The sequence below is a fragment of the Neptunomonas qingdaonensis genome, from assembly GCF_900113275.1.
GTDB classification, from domain to species: domain Bacteria; phylum Pseudomonadota; class Gammaproteobacteria; order Pseudomonadales; family Balneatricaceae; genus Neptunomonas; species Neptunomonas qingdaonensis.
In genome coordinates this window covers 362,163-383,027 of record NZ_FOOU01000001.1, presented here as the reverse complement: position 1 = coordinate 383,027, position 20,865 = coordinate 362,163, and the positions used below count along the sequence as shown (strand labels likewise).

26 protein-coding genes are annotated in these 20,865 nt (G+C 48.3%); 18 read left to right on the top strand and 8 right to left on the bottom strand.

What is annotated here, in order from left to right:
- Nucleotides 1–56 precede the first annotated feature (56 nt).
- The 8 genes from BM099_RS01805 to BM099_RS01770 all read left to right on the top strand — a co-directional run bounded on the left by BM099_RS01805 (nt 57) and on the right by BM099_RS01770 (nt 6,639).
- The gene (locus tag BM099_RS01805; RefSeq protein ID WP_090723585.1) at nt 57–785 is read left to right on the top strand and encodes a 16S rRNA (uracil(1498)-N(3))-methyltransferase; all 729 of its coding nucleotides are present in this window, start codon (nt 57–59) and stop codon (nt 783–785) included.
- A 61-nt stretch (nt 786–846) separates the two neighbouring features.
- Nucleotides 847–1,800 carry a glutathione synthase gene (gshB, locus tag BM099_RS01800; protein ID WP_090723582.1) on the top strand — a complete coding sequence of 318 codons (954 nt, stop codon included), beginning with the start codon at nt 847–849 and terminating at the stop codon, nt 1,798–1,800.
- Complete coding sequence (locus BM099_RS01795; RefSeq protein WP_244889906.1) at nt 1,800–2,759, top strand: energy transducer TonB; 960 nt, start codon at nt 1,800–1,802, stop codon at nt 2,757–2,759. The genes gshB and BM099_RS01795 overlap by 1 nt, the downstream gene beginning before the upstream one ends.
- A gap of 39 nt (nt 2,760–2,798) precedes the next feature.
- Nucleotides 2,799–3,365, top strand: a complete 567-nt coding sequence (locus BM099_RS01790) for a YqgE/AlgH family protein (protein WP_090723580.1) — start codon at nt 2,799–2,801, stop codon at nt 3,363–3,365.
- Between the two features lie 12 nt (nt 3,366–3,377).
- The gene (ruvX, locus tag BM099_RS01785; RefSeq protein WP_090723577.1) at nt 3,378–3,860 is read left to right on the top strand and encodes a Holliday junction resolvase RuvX; all 483 of its coding nucleotides are present in this window, start codon (nt 3,378–3,380) and stop codon (nt 3,858–3,860) included.
- A complete protein-coding gene (pyrR, locus tag BM099_RS01780; protein WP_090723574.1) occupies nt 3,835–4,344 on the top strand; it encodes a bifunctional pyr operon transcriptional regulator/uracil phosphoribosyltransferase PyrR in 510 nt (169 codons plus the stop codon). The genes ruvX and pyrR overlap by 26 nt, the downstream gene beginning before the upstream one ends.
- 18 nt (nt 4,345–4,362) lie before the next feature.
- Complete coding sequence (locus BM099_RS01775; protein WP_090723572.1) at nt 4,363–5,364, top strand: aspartate carbamoyltransferase catalytic subunit; 1,002 nt, start codon at nt 4,363–4,365, stop codon at nt 5,362–5,364.
- 3 nt (nt 5,365–5,367) lie between these two features.
- Entirely contained in the window at nt 5,368–6,639 is a 1,272-nt protein-coding gene (locus BM099_RS01770) for a dihydroorotase (RefSeq protein WP_090723569.1), read from the top strand.
- A gap of 92 nt (nt 6,640–6,731) precedes the next feature.
- On the opposite strand, the gene BM099_RS01765 is transcribed toward BM099_RS01770, so the two are convergent.
- Both BM099_RS01765 and BM099_RS01760 read right to left on the bottom strand, forming a co-directional pair.
- Nucleotides 6,732–7,898 carry a PilT/PilU family type 4a pilus ATPase gene (locus BM099_RS01765; protein ID WP_090723566.1) on the bottom strand — a complete coding sequence of 389 codons (1,167 nt, stop codon included), beginning with the start codon at nt 7,896–7,898 and terminating at the stop codon, nt 6,732–6,734.
- A 64-nt stretch (nt 7,899–7,962) separates the two neighbouring features.
- A complete protein-coding gene (locus tag BM099_RS01760) occupies nt 7,963–8,997 on the bottom strand; it encodes a type IV pilus twitching motility protein PilT (RefSeq protein WP_090723564.1) in 1,035 nt (344 codons plus the stop codon).
- Between the two features lie 98 nt (nt 8,998–9,095).
- Here BM099_RS01760 and BM099_RS01755 point away from each other — a divergent pair, with 98 nt between their 5' ends.
- From BM099_RS01755 to hemW, 9 genes are all read left to right on the top strand, one after another.
- Nucleotides 9,096–9,791 (top strand): YggS family pyridoxal phosphate-dependent enzyme, encoded by a 696-nt coding sequence (locus BM099_RS01755; protein ID WP_090723562.1) that lies wholly within the window; start codon nt 9,096–9,098, stop codon nt 9,789–9,791.
- A gap of 90 nt (nt 9,792–9,881) precedes the next feature.
- Nucleotides 9,882–10,709, top strand: coding sequence for a pyrroline-5-carboxylate reductase (gene proC / locus BM099_RS01750; protein ID WP_090723559.1), 828 nt, complete (start codon nt 9,882–9,884; stop codon nt 10,707–10,709).
- A gap of 81 nt (nt 10,710–10,790) precedes the next feature.
- Nucleotides 10,791–11,339: a YggT family protein gene (locus BM099_RS01745; protein ID WP_090723557.1), complete on the top strand. Its 549-nt coding sequence runs from the start codon at nt 10,791–10,793 to the stop codon at nt 11,337–11,339.
- An 8-nt stretch (nt 11,340–11,347) separates the two neighbouring features.
- Nucleotides 11,348–11,638: a DUF167 family protein gene (locus BM099_RS01740; RefSeq protein ID WP_090723555.1), complete on the top strand. Its 291-nt coding sequence runs from the start codon at nt 11,348–11,350 to the stop codon at nt 11,636–11,638.
- Nucleotides 11,639–11,744: 106 nt separating this feature from the next.
- A complete protein-coding gene (gene metX / locus BM099_RS01735) occupies nt 11,745–12,917 on the top strand; it encodes a homoserine O-succinyltransferase MetX (protein ID WP_090723553.1) in 1,173 nt (390 codons plus the stop codon).
- Entirely contained in the window at nt 12,907–13,497 is a 591-nt protein-coding gene (gene metW, locus BM099_RS01730; RefSeq protein ID WP_090723552.1) for a methionine biosynthesis protein MetW, read from the top strand. Before metX ends, metW begins: the two co-directional genes overlap by 11 nt.
- A gap of 71 nt (nt 13,498–13,568) precedes the next feature.
- Nucleotides 13,569–14,003 (top strand): DUF4426 domain-containing protein, encoded by a 435-nt coding sequence (locus BM099_RS01725; RefSeq protein ID WP_090723550.1) that lies wholly within the window; start codon nt 13,569–13,571, stop codon nt 14,001–14,003.
- Nucleotides 14,004–14,006: 3 nt separating this feature from the next.
- Nucleotides 14,007–14,618: an RdgB/HAM1 family non-canonical purine NTP pyrophosphatase gene (gene rdgB / locus BM099_RS01720; protein WP_090723547.1), complete on the top strand. Its 612-nt coding sequence runs from the start codon at nt 14,007–14,009 to the stop codon at nt 14,616–14,618.
- A 34-nt stretch (nt 14,619–14,652) separates the two neighbouring features.
- Nucleotides 14,653–15,789 carry a radical SAM family heme chaperone HemW gene (hemW, locus tag BM099_RS01715; protein ID WP_090723545.1) on the top strand — a complete coding sequence of 379 codons (1,137 nt, stop codon included), beginning with the start codon at nt 14,653–14,655 and terminating at the stop codon, nt 15,787–15,789.
- 9 nt (nt 15,790–15,798) lie between these two features.
- Here the strand turns inward: hemW and BM099_RS01710 are convergent, their stop codons facing one another.
- The 6 genes from BM099_RS01710 to lptM are packed head-to-tail and all read right to left on the bottom strand — an operon-like array spanning nt 15,799 to nt 20,397.
- Nucleotides 15,799–16,518, bottom strand: coding sequence for an HAD family hydrolase (locus BM099_RS01710; RefSeq protein WP_090723543.1), 720 nt, complete (start codon nt 16,516–16,518; stop codon nt 15,799–15,801).
- Complete coding sequence (gene xerC, locus BM099_RS01705) at nt 16,511–17,431, bottom strand: tyrosine recombinase XerC (protein ID WP_090723540.1); 921 nt, start codon at nt 17,429–17,431, stop codon at nt 16,511–16,513. Before xerC ends, BM099_RS01710 begins: the two co-directional genes overlap by 8 nt.
- Before the next feature lie 3 nt (nt 17,432–17,434).
- A complete protein-coding gene (locus BM099_RS01700) occupies nt 17,435–18,136 on the bottom strand; it encodes a DUF484 family protein (protein ID WP_090723538.1) in 702 nt (233 codons plus the stop codon).
- Complete coding sequence (gene dapF / locus BM099_RS01695; RefSeq protein WP_090723534.1) at nt 18,133–18,966, bottom strand: diaminopimelate epimerase; 834 nt, start codon at nt 18,964–18,966, stop codon at nt 18,133–18,135. Before dapF ends, BM099_RS01700 begins: the two co-directional genes overlap by 4 nt.
- 25 nt (nt 18,967–18,991) lie before the next feature.
- Entirely contained in the window at nt 18,992–20,248 is a 1,257-nt protein-coding gene (gene lysA / locus BM099_RS01690; RefSeq protein WP_090723531.1) for a diaminopimelate decarboxylase, read from the bottom strand.
- A 38-nt stretch (nt 20,249–20,286) separates the two neighbouring features.
- A complete protein-coding gene (gene lptM / locus BM099_RS01685) occupies nt 20,287–20,397 on the bottom strand; it encodes an LPS translocon maturation chaperone LptM (RefSeq protein WP_415860134.1) in 111 nt (36 codons plus the stop codon).
- A gap of 124 nt (nt 20,398–20,521) precedes the next feature.
- On the opposite strand from lptM, the gene cyaY reads away from it, so the two are divergent.
- Nucleotides 20,522–20,848, top strand: a complete 327-nt coding sequence (cyaY, locus tag BM099_RS01680; protein ID WP_090723525.1) for an iron donor protein CyaY — start codon at nt 20,522–20,524, stop codon at nt 20,846–20,848.
- The last annotated feature ends 17 nt before the right edge of the window (nt 20,849–20,865 follow it).

The window sequence follows — 20,865 nt, the reverse complement described above, 5'->3', positions numbered from 1 at the left end:
CCCATTAAAAGAATGGCATAATATGCGCTTTTATTGTCGATCTGAGTATGAGTGGCATGCGTATACCTCGATTTTATGAACCTTCTGATTTATCCATCGGCGAAACACACACATTAAGCGAAGCAGCAACACAACATGTGTCCCGCGTATTACGCATGAAGGCCGGCGATCAAATCACTCTCTTTAACGGACAAGGAAGCGAGTTCTTATGCACACTTGCCAGAGTCGATAAAAGGCACGTTGATGTTGATGTCATCACTCACATACCACTCTCCAGATCCAGCCCATTAAGCATACATATTGGACAAGCCATCTCACGCGGCGAGAGAATGGACTACGCCATCCAGAAAGCGACTGAGCTGGGGATGTCATGCATGACGCCGCTGTTTACCGAACGCTGTGAAGTCCGTTTAAATAATGAACGACGCGATAAACGCACGCAACATTGGCAGCAAATTGCGATCAGCGCGTGTGAACAATCACTGAGAAATGAACTTCCGCGTATAGAACCCATCCAATCCTTGCAGGAATGGCTTAACGATGTAGAAGCAGACCTGAAACTGGTACTGCATCATCATACAGAACAGCCACTGGGAGACTATCCCCGACCGGGTTCAATCGCTTTGCTGATTGGCCCGGAAGGAGGGCTCAGCGAAACAGAAGTAAGCGCAGCACTAGAGGCCGGCTTTCAACCCGTTGCATTCGGGCCCAGGGTCATGCGCACCGAAACAGCACCGGTTGCCGCCCAGGCCGTTCTACAATATTTATGGGGCGACCTGAGCTAGCCCCGACAAGCGTAAATTTAGAGTAAACTCATCGATTAAGCTCACCAGAGGATAGTAGAGAATGTCATTGAAAATCGGTATTGTGATGGACCCTATTGATGGGATTAACTACAAAAAAGATAGCTCTCTCGCCATGCTTTGGGCCGCTCAGCAGAAAGGCTGGGAGATTTGGTACATGGAACAGAAGCATCTGTTTCTGAGTGACGGCAAAGCCCGCGCAAAAATGGCCCCCCTCAGCGTGGCCATGGACCCTGAAGCATTTTTCACACGCGGTGAATACCAGATTGAAGACCTTTCATCTCTGGATGTCATTTTAATGCGCAAAGATCCTCCATTTGATAATGAGTTCCTCTATAGCACACAGCTTCTGGCGATGGCGGAAACAGAAGGAACGATGATTGTTAACCGCACACAAAGCTTACGTGATTTTAACGAAAAGCTTTTCGCGACTCATTTCCCACAATGCTGCCCTCCGCTCATCGTGACTCAAGATGAAGCATTACTACGTGCATTCCATGCGGAGCATAAAGACGTTATTTTCAAGCCACTCGATGGTATGGGTGGAGCGTCCATCTTCAGAATCAAAGAGGATGGTGTCAATCTGGGTGTCATTATCGAAACGCTGACAGAACACGGCCAGCAAACCATCATGGCGCAAAAGTATCTTCCAGAAATTGTTAATGGCGATAAACGCATCCTGATGATCGATGGAGAAGCCGTTCCATACGCTCTGGCACGCGTACCTATGGCGGGAGAAACGCGAGGCAACCTGGCGGCAGGCGGACGTGGAGAGGGTCGAGAATTAACAGACCGTGACCGCTGGATCTGCGAACAAGTAAGTGCCACACTCAAAGAAAAGGGGCTATTATTTGTCGGCTTAGATGTTATTGGTGACTACCTGACCGAAATCAACGTCACCAGCCCCACCTGTATCCGTGAACTGGATAATCAATTTGGGCTGGATATCGGCATGCAATTAATGAACGCCATTGAAGAGAAGCGGAATATTACCTAGTGTCCGGAGCTACCCTGAATTCATCAGCAACCCCGACTGTCAGCGCAACCGATCGGTTGGGCTTTACGCTGTTTATGGCAGTTGCTCTGCATGCTGTGTTTATTCTGGGTAGCTCATTCGTCAGCACACCTTCCGCACCACCGCTACAAACACTCGAAATTACTCTGGCGCAATACGCTGTTGAAAAGCCCCCTGAAAAAACTGACTTCCTGGCGCAAGCAAACCAGCTAGCCAGTGGTACGGTTGAAGAAAAACGCCTGCCATCAACAACAGAGCGCTCTGCGTTTCAGGATGACAAGATCAGCAACCAATCAGCGCCCCCCGTACAACCGGCCAACAAGCCAGAACCTACACCGATTGCAAACAAGGCTCAAAAGAAACCGGTTGCCGATAAAGGTGAGGCCAGCCAAACAGATATCGCAAAAAGAGCAGTCGTTACGACGACAGCCGAAAAAAAGAAAAAGGTTTCTACCAAGCCACGTAAAACTGAATCGGCACCCTCTCAGCCAAAAGCCGGCCACTCCACATCTTTACTGGCAAAAAGTCTGGAGATAGCCAACCTCCAGGCTCAGATTAAAATGCAACAAGAGCAGTTTGCCCAGCGTCCAAAAACCCGTAGATTAACCTCAGTTTCTACGACGATGCACGAAGATGCCATCTATCTCGACAATTGGAGACGACGCATAGAGATGGTTGGCAACATGAATTACCCGGAAGAAGCGCGGCGACAGAAAATTTATGGCACATTACGCGTGTTAGTTGCTATCTACCCTGATGGTGGCTTGAAAAGCGTCGAAATAACACAATCATCCGGAAGCAAAACACTCGATGATGCCGCTATCAGGATTGTAAAGCTCGCCTCACCTTTTCAACCCTTCAGCGTTGAAATGAGAAAAAGCACCGATGTTTTGGAGATCATTCGTAGCTGGAAGTTTGAGAAAAACACACATCTGTACTAAACCTTAGTAGTCCGTTTTTCTTTTATATGTGGTTATCTCATGCTTAATACTCAGACCTGTCTGCGCGATCACTTTTTAATCTCCATGCCTCATCTTGAGGACGATACGTTTGCGCAAACTATTATTTATATCTGTGACCATAGTGAGTACGGCGCTATGGGTTTGATGTTAAACCGGCCACTTAATTTCCACCTCGATAAGATGCTCAACCATCTCGATCTGCCGACCAGCCATATCGCCCGGTCTATCCCGGTATATTCCGGAGGGCCGGTACAAAATGACAGAGGCTTTGTACTGCACAAATCGTATTTAGGTAACCCCTGGCTTTCGACACATGCGATCACCGATGAACTGTTTCTGACGACCTCATTTGATATTCTTGAAGCCCTCGCCCTGAGCGAATCAACGGAAGCCCTTATCACTCTCGGTTATACCGGCTGGGGACCCGGGCAACTCGAACAGGAAATAACTGACAATGTCTGGTTAAGCTGCCCGGCAAATTCAGATATAATGTTTCACAAACCCGCCGAAGAGAGACTACAGGCAGCTGCTGCCACCTTGGGGGTTAATCTTAATTTACTAACAACCCATACCGGACACGCCTGAATCCAAACAACTATGACAGCATCCAGCCAGCAAGTGCTCGCATTCGATTTTGGCACCCGTCGTATCGGGTTAGCCACAGGCCAATCAATCACCTTCACCACATTAGCACTCCCCCCCCTGCCAGCGAAAGACGGCACTCCGGACTGGGGCATGCTGGATAAGACAATCAAGGAATGGCAACCCGACACACTTGTCGTGGGTATTCCTCTGAATATGGATGGTACGATCAGCGAGATGTCGCGGCGAGCCCGGCGTTTTGCAAACCGTATTCAGGATCGCTACCAACGACCTTGCTACCTGATGGACGAACGTTTATCGACAGCAGAAGCGAAAGAGATTCATTTCGCACAGGGTGGCGGTACTAATTTCCGCAAAGAATCGGTCGATGGTATCGCAGCACAAATTATTCTGGAAAGCTGGTTTAGTAGCACGCAACGCATTCCAAGCCACACACGACTGGAGGATATTTATGGTAACGGGAACACTGAGTGTTGAGTCTCTGCTCGACAAAATGGTTTCAGAGCTTAAAACACTTTTAATTCACCGCCAGATAGATGACCCTCTTATTATAGGCATCCGTACAGGCGGCATCTGGATTGCCGAACGCTTACATACGGCTCTGGCACTGGAAAGTCCTATCGGCATGCTGGATATCTCTTTTTACCGCGATGACTTTTCTCAAATTGGCCTTCACCCCAAAGTTCAGGCATCTCAGATCCCTTGCGCCACTGAAGGGCGTGATATCGTGCTTGTCGATGACGTTATTATGAGCGGCCGTACTATTCGCGCCGCACTCAACGAACTGTTCGATTACGGGCGTCCCTCCTCTGTAACACTCGTGACGCTATTAGACCTTCAACGCCGGGAGTTGCCCATTCAGGCTGACGTATATGGCAGCACTATGTCATTAAGCCCTAATCAGCAAGTCAAACTAAGCGGCCCTGATCCGCTGGAATTAGAAATCAGTCAAAAAGACTAACCCAAGCTGGAGCACAACATGTTTGAAATTCAAGACCCTAACAGCATTCAGCTAAACAGCGAAGGCCAGCTTAAACACTTTATTACCACCGAAGGGTTGTCAAAAGCACTACTGACAGAAATTATTGAAACAGCAGACTCATTCGCTGACATGAGCGCTCAACAAGTTAAAAAAGTCCCGCTGCTACGCGGCAAAACCGTTGTGAATCTGTTTTTCGAATCAAGCACACGTACACTCAGCACCTTTGAGCTGGCAGCCAAGCGCTTATCCGCCGATGTGCTTAATCTGAATATCAGCACATCGTCGACGTCAAAAGGCGAAACGTTAAAAGACACCTTACAAACACTGGAAGCGATGCACTCTGATATGTTTGTTGTGCGTCATTCAGACAGCGGCGCCGCGCACTTTATCGCTGAGCATGTCACGCCCAATGTCGCTGTTATTAACGCCGGTGATGGCCGCCATGCACACCCGACACAAGCCATGTTAGATATGCTCACCATCAAGCGTCATAAGGGAGACTTCTCTCCGTTGATTGTCGCGATAGTAGGCGACATTCTTCACTCACGGGTGGCTCGCTCACAAATTCATGCCCTACGCACCTTAGGCGCCGCTGAAATACGTGTTATCGCTCCCACCACCCTGCTACCAAAAAACATTGAAGCGCTTGGCGTTAAAGTCTTTACCAACATGCAGGCGGGCCTTAAAGATGCCGATGTCGTCATCATGCTGCGTTTGCAAAAAGAACGCATGCAGAGCGCCTTATTACCGAGCGAATCCGAATTCTACAAGCTCTTTGGCCTGACGAACGAAAAACTGCAACATGCCAAACCTGATGCAGTCGTCATGCATCCCGGGCCTATTAACCGGGGAGTGGAAATTGAATCCGCCGTTGCTGATGGCCCAAAATCATTGATTCTTGATCAAGTGACTAACGGCATTGCTGTCAGAATGGCCGTCATGTCGATGTCAATGTCTGGACAAATGACTGAGAAAAACCTGAAGTCGGAGGCGCAGTAAAGCATGCTTGTAATACAAAATGGACGTGTTGTTGACCCAAAAAATCAACTGGATCAGACCTGTGACCTGTACATTAAGAATGGCAAGGTAGCCGCCATCGGCCAAGCACCCGAAGGCCAAAGCATTAGCCAGTCCATTGATGCATCAGGAAAAGTCGTGATCCCGGGGCTTATCGACTTATGCGCGCATGTCCGAGAGCCTGGCTACACCCAAAAAGCCACCATCGCCAGTGAAACAGCAGCGGCCGTGGCAGGCGGCATTACGACCCTGGTAACTCCGCCTACCACAAAGCCAGTGGTTGATAATCCGGCCGTAGCGGAACTGATTATCGATCGGGCCGAAGCAACAGGCCTGGCCCATGTACTCCCGATGGGAGCCCTGACACAAGGCTTACAGGGCGAGCAGCTATCGCCGATGCATGCCCTCAGCAGCTCAGGATGCGTAGCCTTCAGTAACGCACGACAGGGCATCCCAAGCGCTCTGGTACTATTACGTTGCCTTGAATATGCAGCGACTCATGACTTTCTGGTTATCTTTCAGCCGCAGGATCATGAACTGGCGGCCAAAGGATGTATGCATGACGATACGACCTGTACACGCCTTGGGCTGGCCGGCATTCCCGAGACAGCCGAAACAGTTGAAGTAGCGCGCTGCCTGCTACTGGTCGAGCAAACGGGTGTACGTGCTCACTTTGGTCAACTATCTGCTGAACGCTCGGTAAGAATGGTGACCGACGCTCGTAAACTCGGCCTTAGAGTCACTGCAGATGTCTCTATACACCACCTGCTGCTGACCGATGTGAATGTAAACGGCTTTAATAGCCTGTTCCACGTGATCCCGCCACTAAGAAGCCAACTCGACCGTGCCGGCCTGCTACATGGGCTGGTAACCGATGGTATTCAGGCCATCTGTTCCGATCATCAACCCCACGATCCGGCGGCCAAACAAGCCCCCTTTGCTGCAACAGAGCCAGGTATCTCCGGGCTAGAAACACTCCTGCCTTTAGGGCTGATGCTGGTAAAACAACAGCTACTCTCTCTCCCTCAACTGATCGAAAAACTCACCTCGGCCCCAGCCAGTATCCTGCAAATAAATAAGGGATCTTTAGGCATCGGCAGCGATGCCGACATCTGTATTTTTGATCCTGAAACCCAATGGCAGCTCAGCGACGAGAACTGTGTTTCCGCCGGAAAAAACTCACCTTTTATGGGAGTACCGCTACAAGGCAAGGTGATCCACACGCTGATTAACGGAAAAACTGTCTTCCAGGCATAAGCAAGACACATTCAAGACATACTCACGACAAAAAAACCGTACTTTCATCTGTTATACAGAGAAAAGTACGGTTTTTTTATTTCTATTGACCTTCACATTTTTCCGATTTCCATTTCTCCCGACAGATTCATAAAATCCTCTTCTTCCTGGAGGAATAATGAGTCCTTACTTTCATGAGCACTCAGATCCGGATTTGTATCTGAACTGAGTTTTATCATCAAACGAAGATCGTTGGCAGAATCTGCATGCGCCAGCGCTGTATCATAATTAATAGCACCCTCTTTATAGAGCTCAAATAGCGCCTGATCAAATGTCTGCATGCCAAGGTTAGTCGACTTTTTCATCACCTCCTTGATCTCATGAATATCTCCTTTTCGGATCAAGTCCTGAATCAATGGTGTACAAATCATTACCTCAATCGCGGCACGACGCCCTTTGCCGTCCTTGGTAGGTAACAGTTGCTGGGCAACAATCGCCTTGAGGTTCAGGGAAAGCTCCATCCAGAGCTGGTCATGATGCTCTGGCGGAAAAAAGCTAACCACTCTATCCAATGCCTGGTTGGCATTATTGGCATGCAATGTTGCCATACACAGGTGACCCGTTTCAGCAAAAGCCAGGCCGTATTTCATCAGTTCCTGTGTACGAATCTCCCCCATAAGAATAACGTCTGGGGCTTGCCTCAGCGTATTTCTTAGCGCCACTTCAAATGAGTCGGTATCTATTCCGACTTCACGCTGGGTAACGATACTTTCTTTGTGCTCATGAATATACTCGATCGGGTCTTCGATGGTGATAATGTGCCCACGGCTATGTCGGTTACGATAATCGATCATGGATGCCAACGAGGTTGACTTACCGGTTGACGTTCCCCCGACAAAGAGAATCAAGCCGCGCTTAGACATGGAAAGATCTTTCATCACAGGCGGAAGGTTAAGCTCCTCGAATCCCGGAATCGTGGCATTAATACGCCGCAACACCATCCCCGGGGAGTTACGCTGAAAGTAAGCACTGACACGGAAGCGCCCCAGTCCTGGCGCACTGATGGCAAAATTACATTCATGCGTGCTTTCATATTCAGATATCTGTTTATCCGTCATCGTCGAATAAACTAACGAACGCGCCTGAGATGGCTTAAGCGGTTCTTTCGTCAAAGGTTTCAGCGTTCCATCCACCTTAATACTAGGTCTGGCACCTGCCGATACAAATAGGTCTGACGCCCCACGCTCAATCATCACCTTAAGAAGCTGAGTAAACTCCACGCTGTAAATCTCCTTTAAACGGAACCATAGCCAGTAAACAAACCTTAAACCCTAAACCGCGGCATTAGAAACCTTGCGGGTTTTTAGCTTTTCCACGCGCTGTTTCTCTTGATATCAGACCTTTCTGAACAAGTTCTGTCAGGGATTGATCTAATGTTTTCATACCGTGCGAGGCACCCGTCTGAATCGCCGAATACATCTGCGCCACTTTATCTTCACGGATCAGGTTTCGAATGGCCGCTGTTCCCATCATAATTTCATGTGCAGCGACACGCCCGCCATTCACTTTTTTCAGTAATGTCTGCGATATGACACCCTGCAAAGATTCAGACAGCATCGAACGAACCATATCTTTTTCAGCCGCAGGAAATACATCAATAATACGGTCAATCGTCTTAGCCGCAGAGGTCGTATGCAAGGTACCAAATACCAGATGACCTGTTTCTGCCGCTGTCAACGCCAAACGAATGGTTTCCAGATCTCGCATCTCACCGACAAGAATTACATCCGGATCTTCACGCAATGCTGACCGTAGTGCATTCGCAAAACTCTGCGTATCGCGATGAACTTCACGCTGGTTAACCAGACACTTTTTACTTTCGTGAACAAACTCTATCGGATCTTCAATGGTTAAAATATGATCTGAACGCACTTCATTCACATAATCGACCATAGCCGCCAGCGTGGTACTCTTACCCGAACCTGTCGGCCCTGTGACTAATACCAGACCTCTCGCCTGCAGCGACAAATCCTGGAAGACTTTGCCCATACCCAGATCGTCCATCGTCAGCACTTTGCTCGGAATAGTACGAAAAACGGCGGCTGCACCACGATTCTGGTTAAAAGCATTGACACGAAAACGCGCCAGGCCGGGCACTTCGAACGAAAAATCCGCTTCAAATCTATCTTCGAAATCTTTGCGTATTTTATCGTTCATAATGTCATATATGAGTGTTTGTACCTGCTTCTGCTCTAGCGCTGGCAGCTTGATACGCCGGACATCACCATCGACACGAATCACGGGCGGCATACCTGCGGTAATATGCAGGTCGGAAGCGCCCTGCTGAACGGTAAAAGAAAGAAGTTCTGTAATATCCATAATGTCCTTACTCAGGGCTTACTAAAATTAACCAGTTACTTCAAAATAGACACTCGCCTCACATTTGAAGAACTATCATAAAGAACTGTCAATATCATATGATCAGCATAGCAGAGAACTTGAAAAATGTTGGCCAGCAGATAAATCAAGCTGCTCAACTCGCAAACCGTCAGCCAGAAGAGATTACCTTACTGGCCGTTAGTAAAACCCGCGCTGCTGACGAGTTACGCATCCTCTATCAGGAAGGGCAAAGGCACTTCGGTGAAAATTATGTGCAGGAATCGCTGGAGAAGATAGCCGCACTGGCAGACCTGCAGATCGACTGGCATTTTATTGGCCCGATTCAATCCAATAAAACCCGCGCCATTGCTGAAAATTTTGATTGGGTACACAGCGTTGAGCGCCTTAAAATCGCACAACGGCTATCGGAGCAAAGACCCCGGACACTGCCCCCGCTGAACATCTGCCTACAGGTAAATATCAGCCGTGAAGCCAGCAAATCCGGATGTTTACCCAACGAGGCTGAAGACCTGCTGAAGCAGATAGCAACACTGCCACATATAAGGATACGTGGACTGATGGCGATACCCGAAGCCACTGACGATGTTATCAAACAGCGAGCAGCGCTAAAGCAGATGCACACCTTGTTCAACAGGTTACAGAAACAACACCCGGAGATGGATACACTCTCTATGGGTATGTCGGCTGATATGCAGATTGCTATTCAGGAAGGTGCTACTATGGTGCGCATTGGTACAGCTCTGTTTGGCCCGCGTCGTGACCTTAAAACATAGCCATGCAACACTGACCTTAACAGCAGCCCTTAACAGCAGCTCTGACAGACAAATCTATCACCCTGAATTAATGACCAGCAGGTACCCATTTTGAATCAACATCCTACACTTGCCTTTATCGGTGCCGGAAATATGGCCCGAGCCATCATTGGCGGTTTAATCAGCAACGGTTTTCCTGCTGCAAAAATTCGCGCCAGTTCACCTACGATAGATCGACTGGCGGATTTAAAATCACAGGGGTTGTTTGTTACTACCGATAATGCAGAAGCAATGTCATCTGCCGATATCGTTGTGCTGGCGGTAAAACCTCAGATGCTAAAAGCAGTCTTGCAACCACTGGCTGCTGCAGCGGCCCGGAATAAGCCACTTTTCATTTCTGTGGCTGCCGGCATCACCTCACAAAGCATTAATAAGTGGCTCGGTGGCGACCAAGCCATCGTACGCTGTATGCCCAACACCCCTGCTCTGGTTAAAATGGGCGCTAACGGCCTGTTCGCCAATGCAAGTGTAAGCGAAGCGCAACGCTCCCAGGCTGTCAGTGTTTTATCCGCAACGGGGCTGACCTTATGGGTCGAACAGGAAGAGCAATTACATGCGGTAACAGCCGTTTCAGGTTCCGCCCCTGCGTATTACTTCCTTTTCATGGAAGCGATGATAGCAGCAGCCGAAAAACAGGGACTCAGCAAGGAAGTAGCAACACAACTAACCTTGCAAACAGCTCGCGGGGCGGCTGAAATGGCCTTGCAAAGCGATGTGGATCCGGCAGAACTAAGACGCCGTGTAACCTCCCCCAAAGGCACAACAGAACAAGCCATCCTGTCATTCCAGGCCAACCATCTGGACAGATTGGTTGAAGAGGCCATGCAAGCCTGTGCAGCGAGATCTGTTAGCATGGCCAAAGAACTGGGAGATGACTGAGCCGGGCAAAAATGATGGTTCATTCATTTTCTGAAAAACACTATACTGCTCGAAACTATTTGATTAGGGACAGATCCGCATATGGGACAAGATCCAATTACGCTCATCATAAAAACGCTTGGCGAACTCTATATTTTCATCCTGCTTATGCGTTTCCTGCTACAAATGGCGCGGGCTGATTACTACAACCCAATCTCTCAATCGATTGTGCGACTGACTCAGCCGGTGTTATTGCCATTCCAGAAAATCCTCCCTAAAGCAGGCCGGTTGGATCTGTCACCCATCTTTGTGGCGCTAGTGGTTAAGCTGGGTATTTTTGCTGTGCTGATCATGTTAGCCGGCGGCAATATTCAGATTGACGTGCTCAAACTGTTGATTTATGCCGTAGTAGGAATACTTGACAGCATTCTTAATATCTATTTCTGGGCAGTGATTGGTTCGGTTATTATCAGTTGGGTCGCACCCGGCAGCCACCATCCGGCACCAATTCTTATAGGGCAGATAACTGAGCCTTTATTTAAACTGGCTCAAAAAGTAATCCCACCTATTGGCGGATTAGATCTGTCGCCTATTTTAATTTTTCTGGTGATACAAATTATTCAATCACAGCTTGCACGACTGGTCATTTAGAGAGAATTTTGACTTTTTACCGATGGCAGGACAATACATTAACCTTGTCTTGCCAGATTCAACCTAAATCCTCCCGTGATGAAATAGTTGGCCTGCAAGCTGATAGTGTTAAAATTCGCATTACTGCTCCGCCGGTAGACGGCAAAGCCAATGCGCATTTGATTAAATTTCTGGCTAAGGCATTTGGTGTGAGCAGATCAGCCGTCAGCATTGCCAGCGGTGAAACAGGCCGAAAGAAAGTAGTTCGGATCGAAGATCCAGATAAATTACCGGAGCTCCTCAACATTGAACGCACGTGAATTAAGCCGACAAAAGACACTCTTGCCCAGAGGCGAAGCTCTCCTTCTTTACGAGATGTGATACCCGACTGATAGTCGTTCTCTTTCTTAGTCGAGGTACTTTTATATGTTGAAAAAATTCCCGGATGATTCTGTCGGCCTGGTTGAATCCCAGGCAATAGAATTTAATGACCCGCTTGAACTCGCGTGCGGCAGGACACTCAATCAATACACCCTGATGATTGAGACCTATGGCGAGTTAAACGCAGACAAAACTAATGCCATCCTGATATGCCATGCCCTTTCAGGACATCATCATGTTGCCGGTTATCACCAAGGCGATACGAAACCCGGCTGGTGGGACTCTGCCATCGGCCCTGGAAAAGCCATTGATACTAATAAGTTTTTTGTCGTAGGGGTGAACAACCTCGGCGGCTGCCATGGTTCCAGCGGCCCTAATCAGATTGATCCCCAGACAGGCAAACCTTATGGGCCAGACTTCCCCTTAATGACCGTTAAAGACTGGGTAGTCAGCCAAGCCCGTCTTGCCGACCATTTCGGCATTTGGCAGTGGGCAGCCGTTATTGGCGGCAGCCTGGGCGGCATGCAAGCCTTACAATGGGCTATCACCTACCCCGACCGTCTGAGGCACTGCATGGTTATCGCTGCCGCGCCCAAACTGTCTGCACAGAATATCGCTTTTAACGAGGTGGCACGCCAGGCGATTTCAAAAGACCCGCAATTCTACAATGGCCGTTACTATGATCATGATGAGGTGCCAAAAACCGGTTTGATGCTAGCCCGGATGGTCGGTCATATCACCTACTTATCAGATGACGGTATGCGTGAAAAATTTGGCCGCGAGATGAGCGCCGGCAAACTTATGTTCGATTTCAATCCGCAGTTTGAGGTTGAATCATACCTGCAATACCAGGGCGAACGCTTCTCCACATCGTTTGACGCGAACACTTACCTGTTAATGACCAAGGCGCTCGACTATTTTGATCCCGCTTCGGAGTTCAATCACGACCTGTCTCAGGCATTAAAGCATGTAACAGCCAAGTTCATGCTAATCGCATTCACTACAGATTGGCGCTTCTCACCCGAACGCTCGCGTGAAATTCTGGATGCCTTGATGGATGCGGGTAAGGATGTCAGTTATACCGAAATTGACTCTCCACAGGGACATGATGCTTTTTTAATTCCCATACCTCGCTATATGGAAATTTTCAACGCGTATATGGGCCGTATCGCTGCGGATATACCGGCCTTAGCAAAGGAGAATACGCATGCGCGCTGATCAGGAAATCATTCGTGAATGGATCAAGCCCTCTACCCGTGTTTTGGATCTTGGCTGTGGCGACGGAAAGTTTCTACGCCACTTAATGGATCATAAACAAGTGCATGGCTACGGTTTGGAAAACAACCATGACAACATCACAGCCTGCGTTCTGAATCACGTTAATGTGATTGAAAAAGATATCGATGAGGGGCTCGCGTCGATCAAAGACAATAGCTTTGATTCGGTTGTCATGACACAGGCGCTGCAGGTGATGCATCGCCCCGATCATATCGTTGATGAGATGTTACGCATCGGTAAAGAATGTATCGTTACCTTCCCGAACTTTGGTCACTGGCGTGCCCGTAGCTATCTTGGTTTCAGGGGACAAATGCCTGTATCGAAGTTTCTATCCTATAGCTGGTACGACACGCCTAACATCCACTTTTGTACATTCAAGGATTTTGAACAACTGTGTGTGCAGAAAAATATTCACATTCTGAATCGAACTGTTGTCGATAATGAGCATCAACATAGGTGGTGGACCAAGTTATGGCCCAATATGCTGGGTGAAATTGCGATCTACCGAATCACACGCTAAATGAAGCACATAGCCGGTCATCTGGTTATACGGATAGCTCCATTCAGAAGAGCGTCATTAAGGAGAGCACTATGAAATTATTACGTACACTGTTTTTATTACTGCTGACCACACAAGTAGCAGTCGCTGAGCAATCCATTGAAACGGAGCGCTATGTTATTCATTACAATGCTTTTAACAGCAGCCTTGTGGCACCAGAAGTGGCACAAAAACATCAGTTACAGCGCAGCCGCTATACCGCCATGCTGAATGTGGCTGTTTTCGAAAAGCAGGATGACGGTACACAGCAGGCCGTCTCAGCTATGTTGTCAGGCGAAGTGGCTAATCTGATGCAACAAACACAAAAAGTCACCTTTACGCCGATAAAAGAAGATAAAGCGCTTTATTATATTGGTAGTTTTAGATTTGGAAATGAAGAAGTGATGCATCTTGTCATCAATGTGCAACCAGACCCGAATCAACCTGCCACTATCATTCGTTTCGACCAGAAATTTTACACGGAATAACCCATGACCCAGCGCATCGTGCTAGCCAGCGGTAACAAAGGCAAATTGAAAGAGTTCAACGAAATACTGCAGCAATTCAGCGTTGATGTTCTGCCACAGTCGCACTTCAACGTAAGCGATGCAGATGAAACCGGCCTGACCTTTGTTGAAAATGCGATTATCAAAGCACGACACGCCTGTGAAATAACCGGTTTGCCCGCGTTGGCAGACGATTCCGGGCTCGAAGTCGATGCCCTGCAAGGCGCGCCGGGAATTTACTCGGCACGCTTTGCCGGCCCTGGAAAAGGTGACCAGGACAACAACCGTAAGTTACTTGATGCCCTCAAAGAGACACCTGATGCAGAAAGAACCGCACGCTACCGTTGTGTGCTGGTATTTATGCGTCACGCTAAAGACCCGATGCCGCTTATTTGCCAGGGCACACTCGAAGGCCGTATCGGACATATGCCTCGCGGCGAAAATGGCTTTGGCTATGACCCTCTGTTTCTGGTTGACGCTATGGAAAAAACAGCGGCTGAACTCACGCCTGATATCAAACACCAGATCAGCCATCGCGGCCAGGCTGTTCAGATGTTTCTGCAACAGATCAGCGGTTACCTGAAGAACCCTGTATAAACTAACTCACCCTTTTCAAACTGATGAGCCCCTAATGAGCACTTTGCCACCGCTGTCGTTGTATATCCATATTCCCTGGTGCGTGCGCAAATGTCCCTACTGCGACTTCAACTCACACGCCGTTAAGGGGGAGATACCTGAAGCCGCCTATGTGAAAGCTTTATTAAGCGACCTGCAGTATGAACAGCCCGCGGCGCAAGGGCGTGAAATAGAAACGATTTTTATTGGCGGCGGTACTCCGAGCCTGTTCACAGCCGACGCCATTGCTCAGATACTTGACGGCGCCAACCGCATTATCCCGTTCTCTCGTGATATTGAGATTACGATGGAAGCCAACCCGGGTACATTTGAGCAGGAGCGTTTTGCCGGCTATTTAAAAGCAGGCGTTAATCGCTTGTCGATAGGTGTGCAAAGTTTTAACCAGTCACATCTGCAGGCTCTGGGCAGAATTCATTCAGGCGATGACGCCAGAAAAGCCATTAGCGCTGCCCGTGAGCTGGGATATCCTCATCTGAATATCGATCTGATGCATGGATTACCGGGGCAAAACGAGGAACAGGCGCTATATGATCTGGAAACGGCTATCGCACTCGGCCCCGACCATCTGTCCTGGTACCAGCTAACCATTGAACCGAATACCGAGTTTTACGCAAAACCACCCATTATTCCAATGGACGAGACCCTGTGGGATATTCAGCAAGCAGGGCAGGCGCTACTCGCCGCGGCAGGTTTTCAACAATATGAAATATCTGCGTATGCTAAAGGCTCGCAAGCACGCGCCCGACATAACCTGAATTACTGGCAGTTTGGCGATTACATCGGCATTGGCGCGGGCGCACATGGGAAGGTTACTTTTGTGCAGCAGGATTTGATTCTGCGTCGCTGGAAACAACGTTCACCCAAAGCCTACCTGCAAAGCATCAATCCCTTAGGTGGCGAACAGGCCATTGCCAGAGAAGATCGGCCGTTTGAGTTCATGATGAATGTTTTACGCCTCAACGAAGGTGTCGAAGAAGCTGTATTTGCACAACGCGCTCTTATGCCATTAACCGATATCCAAGGCTCATTAGCAGCCGCACGGCAGCGTTCACTACTAGAACCAACACGCTTGCAAGCAACCCCTCAAGGGCAACTGTTCTTAAACGACCTGCTGGAAACCTTTATCGCGTAAGATACCTGATTACAGGCGGGCACGTTTTATAGCCGCTATCCGCTCGACCTGCAGTGGCACATCACTCAAACAACTCACTTGCGCATCTGGCATCTCCATACCCGACCATTGCAACGCCTTCAGGTTCACCCAGATGCTCCACAATCCAGCCGCTTTAGCGCCTTCAATATCGTGAACAGGATGGTCGCCCACATGAATTACCTGCTCAGGTTTGAGTTGCGTATGGGTTAACATGTGCTGAAAAATCAGTGGATCTGGTTTTTCCACACCCACGCTGTCGGCACTGAACTGAAAATCCATCAAGTGCGACAATCCCACCTGCTCCACATCAGCATTGCCATTACTGATAGCCCCTAACAGGTAACCGTGAGCTTTAAGCGCTTCCAGCATCGCTACAGCATGCTCAAAGAATTCCACTTTCTGACGCGCCTGATAAAAAACAGAAAACGCCTCTTTTGCCAGTTGCTTCACCTCAAGGTTTGTATAGCCAGCCTGCTCCAGGCCATATTCCAGTACTGCCATGCGAATACGTGAGACGCTGTAACCAATATCAGGTTGCTGCAGGAGTACTTCTGTTCGGAGCGTATTCAAATCACGTAACTGGTAGGTCTTATTGAACAGCGGTGCATTCTCATATAGCCATTCATATAAGGTGTGATTGGCTGCTCTGACAACAGGATCAACCGCCCAAAGTGTATCGTCCAGATCAAAAGTAATACATTTAATCATCTTTTTTATGTGCTCTTGGGTGTGATTTTTCGTAGACATCCATCAGATGTTGAAAATCCAGATGCGTGTAGATTTGTGTTGTTGAGATATCCTCATGGCCCAGCAACTCCTGCACTGCGCGCAAATCACTACTGGACTCCAGCATGTGACTGGCAAAACTGTGACGTAAACGGTGCGGATAGACTTTGCCTTGCGTATGCATAATTTTTGCCCAATGATCAAAACGCTGCTGCGCACTACGCACACTTAAACGCTGACCTCGCTTAGAGATAAACAGTGCATTTTCATTATAATCGGCCCAGGCAGCACGATATTTAAGCCATGCATTCACCGCCTTCAACGCGACCCGGCCAACAGGTAGCATTCTGGATTTACGTCCTTTACCCGTCACGACCAAACTCGCATCGCGACAATCAATATCGTGAATATTAAGGCTGATCAATTCAGAAACACGTAACCCGGAAGAATACACCAGTTCCATCATCGCTTTGTCACGACTGGAAAGCGCATCATTTACAGGAAAGTCCAACAATTGACTCAGTTGATCAACATCCAGTGTTTCAGGAAGCGACCTACCAACTTTCGGTGCGCGCACACCTTGAGCGGGGTTATGCGAGACCAACCCCTCTTTCGCCAGATAGAAATAAAAACTGCGCACGGCAGACAGCATACGTTGAATACTTTTGCCACTTAAACCGTCACGGTGGACCTCTGCAACAAATGCACGGATATCCCGCTCAGTGACATCGCTCCACTGTCGCAAACGACAGTCAGCGAGAAAACCCACCAGCTTGAGCAGGTCTCTTTGATAATTATTGGAGGTGTGCGGTGATAAATGCCGCTCTGCCCGAAGATGCACCAAAAACAGATCAACCGCAGGACTGAGCTGTTCAGCAAAGCAGCGGTTAGGCATCCTTTACACCTGCTCCTCATGCATAATGCGGCTGGCAACGCGGCTCAGCACCTCACCCACATAAGATAAAAACAAAGTGCCCTGACTACTTTGAAAGTAATAAGGGTCGTAGCTACCAATCGCCAGCAAGCCAATCGTTTCACCTTTTACTAAGGGAATGACCGCGGCCGATTGCACTTTGACCGCCGCTTCTTCGAATAAGAAGCGATTTTCAATCAACTGCAATTGCCCACAGGTGGGTAGATTAGTCGTCATTAGCGGCTCGATCACACCGGCAGTAGCACGGGGTAATATTCTCAGGTTATTAACGTTCAGCGGCCTATCGCTAAACAGCACCAAAGCAGTTTCATCTCCATAAAAATCACGACATAAACTCTCTTCCAACGCCACCGCCACATCATCCAGTGTTGCAGAGTCGAGCAATGATAAAACCATACGTTTGGTTTTCTCAAACTGAGAATCATTATGACGAGCAGTATCGATCAAATCTGATAAATGGACTGTCAGTTGCTGATTTCGGTCTCGCAAAAGCGAAGTCTGTCGCTCAATTAACGAAATCGCTCTTCCGCTTTCATGCGGTACCGCCATCACTTCCAGTAACGGTTTATTCTGCATAAAGAAATCAGGATGTTGCGCTAAATAATCAGCCACGTCCGATGCGTTAATAACCGCTGACTTAATCTGTTGATTTTCTTCCTGACTCATAAAAACACCTGACCTTCAAACACTGAGGCTGCGGGCCCTGTCATCATCACAGAGTCTTCTTTACCGCCTTTCCAGCTAATGTGCAGCACACCGCCTGGAAGATGAACATCCACACTGTCGCCTAACAATCCTCTGAGGCGACCTGCCACTACCGCTGCACACGCACCGGTACCACACGCCATCGTTTCGCCTGCGCCACGCTCATATACGCGTAATTTCACTTGTGTCGGTGAGATTATCTGCATAAAACCAATATTGGCTTTTGCCGGAAATCTCGGGTGAGATTCAAGCGCAGGTCCCAGCGTTTCAACAGGCGCGTGATCTACATCGTCAACCACCAATACAGCGTGCGGATTACCCATTGATACGGCAGAGATCTGCACTCGCTGATTATTTACGTCGAGCGAATACACCGCAGCTTGCCCATCAGCAATAAAAGGAATCGCTGCAGGCGACAACGCCGGTGCGCCCATATCTACTTCAATCTGATTATCGGCACGAATAGTCAGTAACGCTTTACCTTTAGCCGTTTCAACCGCAATCACATCTTTATTGGTGAGACGCTTATCACGCACGAAACGCGCAAAACAACGCGCACCGTTACCACAATGCTCAACTTCTGAACCGTCAGCATTATAGATGCGATAGCGAAAGTCCATCTCAGGATTGGTAGGCGGCTCAACTAATAACAACTGATCAAAACCCACACCCATATGACGGTCTGCCAATCTCCTGACCTTATCTTCAGAAAGGCGGATGCGCTGTGTCACCAGGTCAACGACCATAAAGTCATTACCCAGCCCATGCATTTTTGTAAAACGTACTAACATCTTCTTTCTTCCGTTCAATGCGCTGTTAATGCCCTTTAGGCAACATGACTTCACCGCGCATCAGATCTGCCACTGTCTCACGTGCGCGTACTGCAAACATTTCACCATCATCAATCATCACTTCCGCAACACGAGGGCGGGTGTTGTAGTTAGAACTCATGACGAAGCCATAAGCGCCGGCTGAACACACCGCCAGCAAATCACCTGCCTGCAGATTCAATTCACGATTTTTACCGAGGAAATCACCTGTTTCACACACTGGCCCAACCAGATCATACGCTTTGACCTCACCCTCTTGACGAAGCTCAACGGGAATAATGTCCTGATAAGCACTGTACAGTGAAGGCCTGATCAGGTCGTTCATAGCACCGTCGATAATGGCAAAGTTTTTATGCTCTGTGCATTTCAGAAACTCAACCTGAGTCAGCATCACACCGGCATTGGCTACAATAGAGCGACCCGGCTCAAAAATAAGGCCTAATGGTCTATCTCCCAGCTTTTCAAGCACCGCTGCTATATAGGTTTGTGGGGTTGGCGGTGTTTCATCGGTATAACACACACCTAAACCACCCCCCAGATCCAGATGATGGATCTGAATGCCTTGCGTTGCCAACTGATCAATCAACATCAGCAAGCGATCCAGCGCATCCATAAATGGTGCAATTTCAGTGAGCTGGCTGCCAATATGACAATCCATACCGACAACATTCACATAAGGAAGACTGGCGGCATGGCAATAAATACGCTCGGCTTCACCAATCGCTATGCCGAACTTATTATCTTTCAATCCCGTCGATATGTAAGGGTGCGTCCCCGCATCAACATCCGGATTAACACGGAATGAGATATCCGCAATTTTCCCACACTCACCGGCAACCTGATTGACGCGTTCTAATTCAGCTTCTGACTCGATGTTAAAACAACGAATACCTACGCCCAGAGCTTTCTTAATTTCATGTGCTTGCTTGCCGACCCCCGAAAATACGATTTTTTCAGGTAATCCGCCCGCCTTAAGAACGCGTTCCAACTCACCCAATGAAACGATATCAAAACCCGCACCTAATCTCGCCAGAATATTAAGCACGGCCAGATTGCTGTTGGCTTTAACCGCATAACATACCAGCGCATCATGACCTTCCAGTGCCTGAGCATAATCCAAATAAGCGCGTTCAATTGCATCACGGGAATAGACATAAACAGGGGTACCAAAACGCTCAGCCACTTTACTCAACGCTACTTCTTCGCAATGCAAACGGCCATTACGGTATTCAAAACTATCCATTTACTCTTCTCACTCGCAACACATGTTTAATTTTAGCTCTACTGATATTCAGTCTGCTTTTCCGGTTCAGGCATGTAAAGCGGCCCTTTTTGTCCGCAACCTGATAACAATATTATCCCCGCCAACACTAAAACCCAGCTAAGTTTCACAATACAATTCTCTATTCATAGACAATAATTGATCGATTATACCCTTGAAAAGAGCCTGATGAGTACCGTAAGAAAGCTGATATACTGCGCATCCACTTAATTATCTAAATAAAGAGTTTGTTTGATGACCGAATCCGAATTCAATGATCTTGTTGATGTGACCCTACAACAGATTGAAGAGCGTCTCGATGATGCTGAATCAGATATCGATTATCTGATCAGCGGCGGCGTACTCACGATCAAATGTGAAAACCGCAGCCAGATTATATTTACCCGCCAGACCCCCGTGTTACAACTATGGCTGGCCACCAAAGATGGCGGTTTTCATTTCGATTATGATGCAACTGGCAAACAGTGGTTACGCGACAGTGACCAGACGCCACTCGTAGACATGCTCAACCATGCCTACGTCACACAAACGGGTGAGCCGCTAACGTTTGACTTAAATTAAGCGCTTAAATTAAAAGC

What these genes read in the sequence shown, in the direction of transcription:
- BM099_RS01710 (WP_090723543.1), bottom strand. Translation starts at nt 16,518, where the DNA reads ATGATTAAATGTATTACTTTTGATCTGGACGATACACTTTGGGCGGTT.
- dapF (WP_090723534.1), bottom strand. Translation starts at nt 18,966, where the DNA reads ATGTTAGTACGTTTTACAAAAATGCATGGGCTGGGTAATGACTTTATG.
- hemW (WP_090723545.1), top strand. Translation starts at nt 14,653, where the DNA reads ATGAGCACTTTGCCACCGCTGTCGTTGTATATCCATATTCCCTGGTGC.
- pyrR (WP_090723574.1), top strand. Translation starts at nt 3,835, where the DNA reads ATGGTAACGGGAACACTGAGTGTTGAGTCTCTGCTCGACAAAATGGTT.
- BM099_RS01770 (WP_090723569.1), top strand. Translation starts at nt 5,368, where the DNA reads ATGCTTGTAATACAAAATGGACGTGTTGTTGACCCAAAAAATCAACTG.
- BM099_RS01700 (WP_090723538.1), bottom strand. Translation starts at nt 18,136, where the DNA reads ATGAGTCAGGAAGAAAATCAACAGATTAAGTCAGCGGTTATTAACGCA.
- lysA (WP_090723531.1), bottom strand. Translation starts at nt 20,248, where the DNA reads ATGGATAGTTTTGAATACCGTAATGGCCGTTTGCATTGCGAAGAAGTA.
- rdgB (WP_090723547.1), top strand. Translation starts at nt 14,007, where the DNA reads ATGACCCAGCGCATCGTGCTAGCCAGCGGTAACAAAGGCAAATTGAAA.
- metX (WP_090723553.1), top strand. Translation starts at nt 11,745, where the DNA reads ATGTTGAAAAAATTCCCGGATGATTCTGTCGGCCTGGTTGAATCCCAG.
- xerC (WP_090723540.1), bottom strand. Translation starts at nt 17,431, where the DNA reads ATGCCTAACCGCTGCTTTGCTGAACAGCTCAGTCCTGCGGTTGATCTG.
- cyaY (WP_090723525.1), top strand. Translation starts at nt 20,522, where the DNA reads ATGACCGAATCCGAATTCAATGATCTTGTTGATGTGACCCTACAACAG.
- ruvX (WP_090723577.1), top strand. Translation starts at nt 3,378, where the DNA reads ATGACAGCATCCAGCCAGCAAGTGCTCGCATTCGATTTTGGCACCCGT.
- BM099_RS01725 (WP_090723550.1), top strand. Translation starts at nt 13,569, where the DNA reads ATGAAATTATTACGTACACTGTTTTTATTACTGCTGACCACACAAGTA.
- BM099_RS01745 (WP_090723557.1), top strand. Translation starts at nt 10,791, where the DNA reads ATGGGACAAGATCCAATTACGCTCATCATAAAAACGCTTGGCGAACTC.
- BM099_RS01760 (WP_090723564.1), bottom strand. Translation starts at nt 8,997, where the DNA reads ATGGATATTACAGAACTTCTTTCTTTTACCGTTCAGCAGGGCGCTTCC.
- metW (WP_090723552.1), top strand. Translation starts at nt 12,907, where the DNA reads ATGCGCGCTGATCAGGAAATCATTCGTGAATGGATCAAGCCCTCTACC.
- BM099_RS01790 (WP_090723580.1), top strand. Translation starts at nt 2,799, where the DNA reads ATGCTTAATACTCAGACCTGTCTGCGCGATCACTTTTTAATCTCCATG.
- BM099_RS01775 (WP_090723572.1), top strand. Translation starts at nt 4,363, where the DNA reads ATGTTTGAAATTCAAGACCCTAACAGCATTCAGCTAAACAGCGAAGGC.
- BM099_RS01805 (WP_090723585.1), top strand. Translation starts at nt 57, where the DNA reads ATGCGTATACCTCGATTTTATGAACCTTCTGATTTATCCATCGGCGAA.
- gshB (WP_090723582.1), top strand. Translation starts at nt 847, where the DNA reads ATGTCATTGAAAATCGGTATTGTGATGGACCCTATTGATGGGATTAAC.
- BM099_RS01755 (WP_090723562.1), top strand. Translation starts at nt 9,096, where the DNA reads ATGATCAGCATAGCAGAGAACTTGAAAAATGTTGGCCAGCAGATAAAT.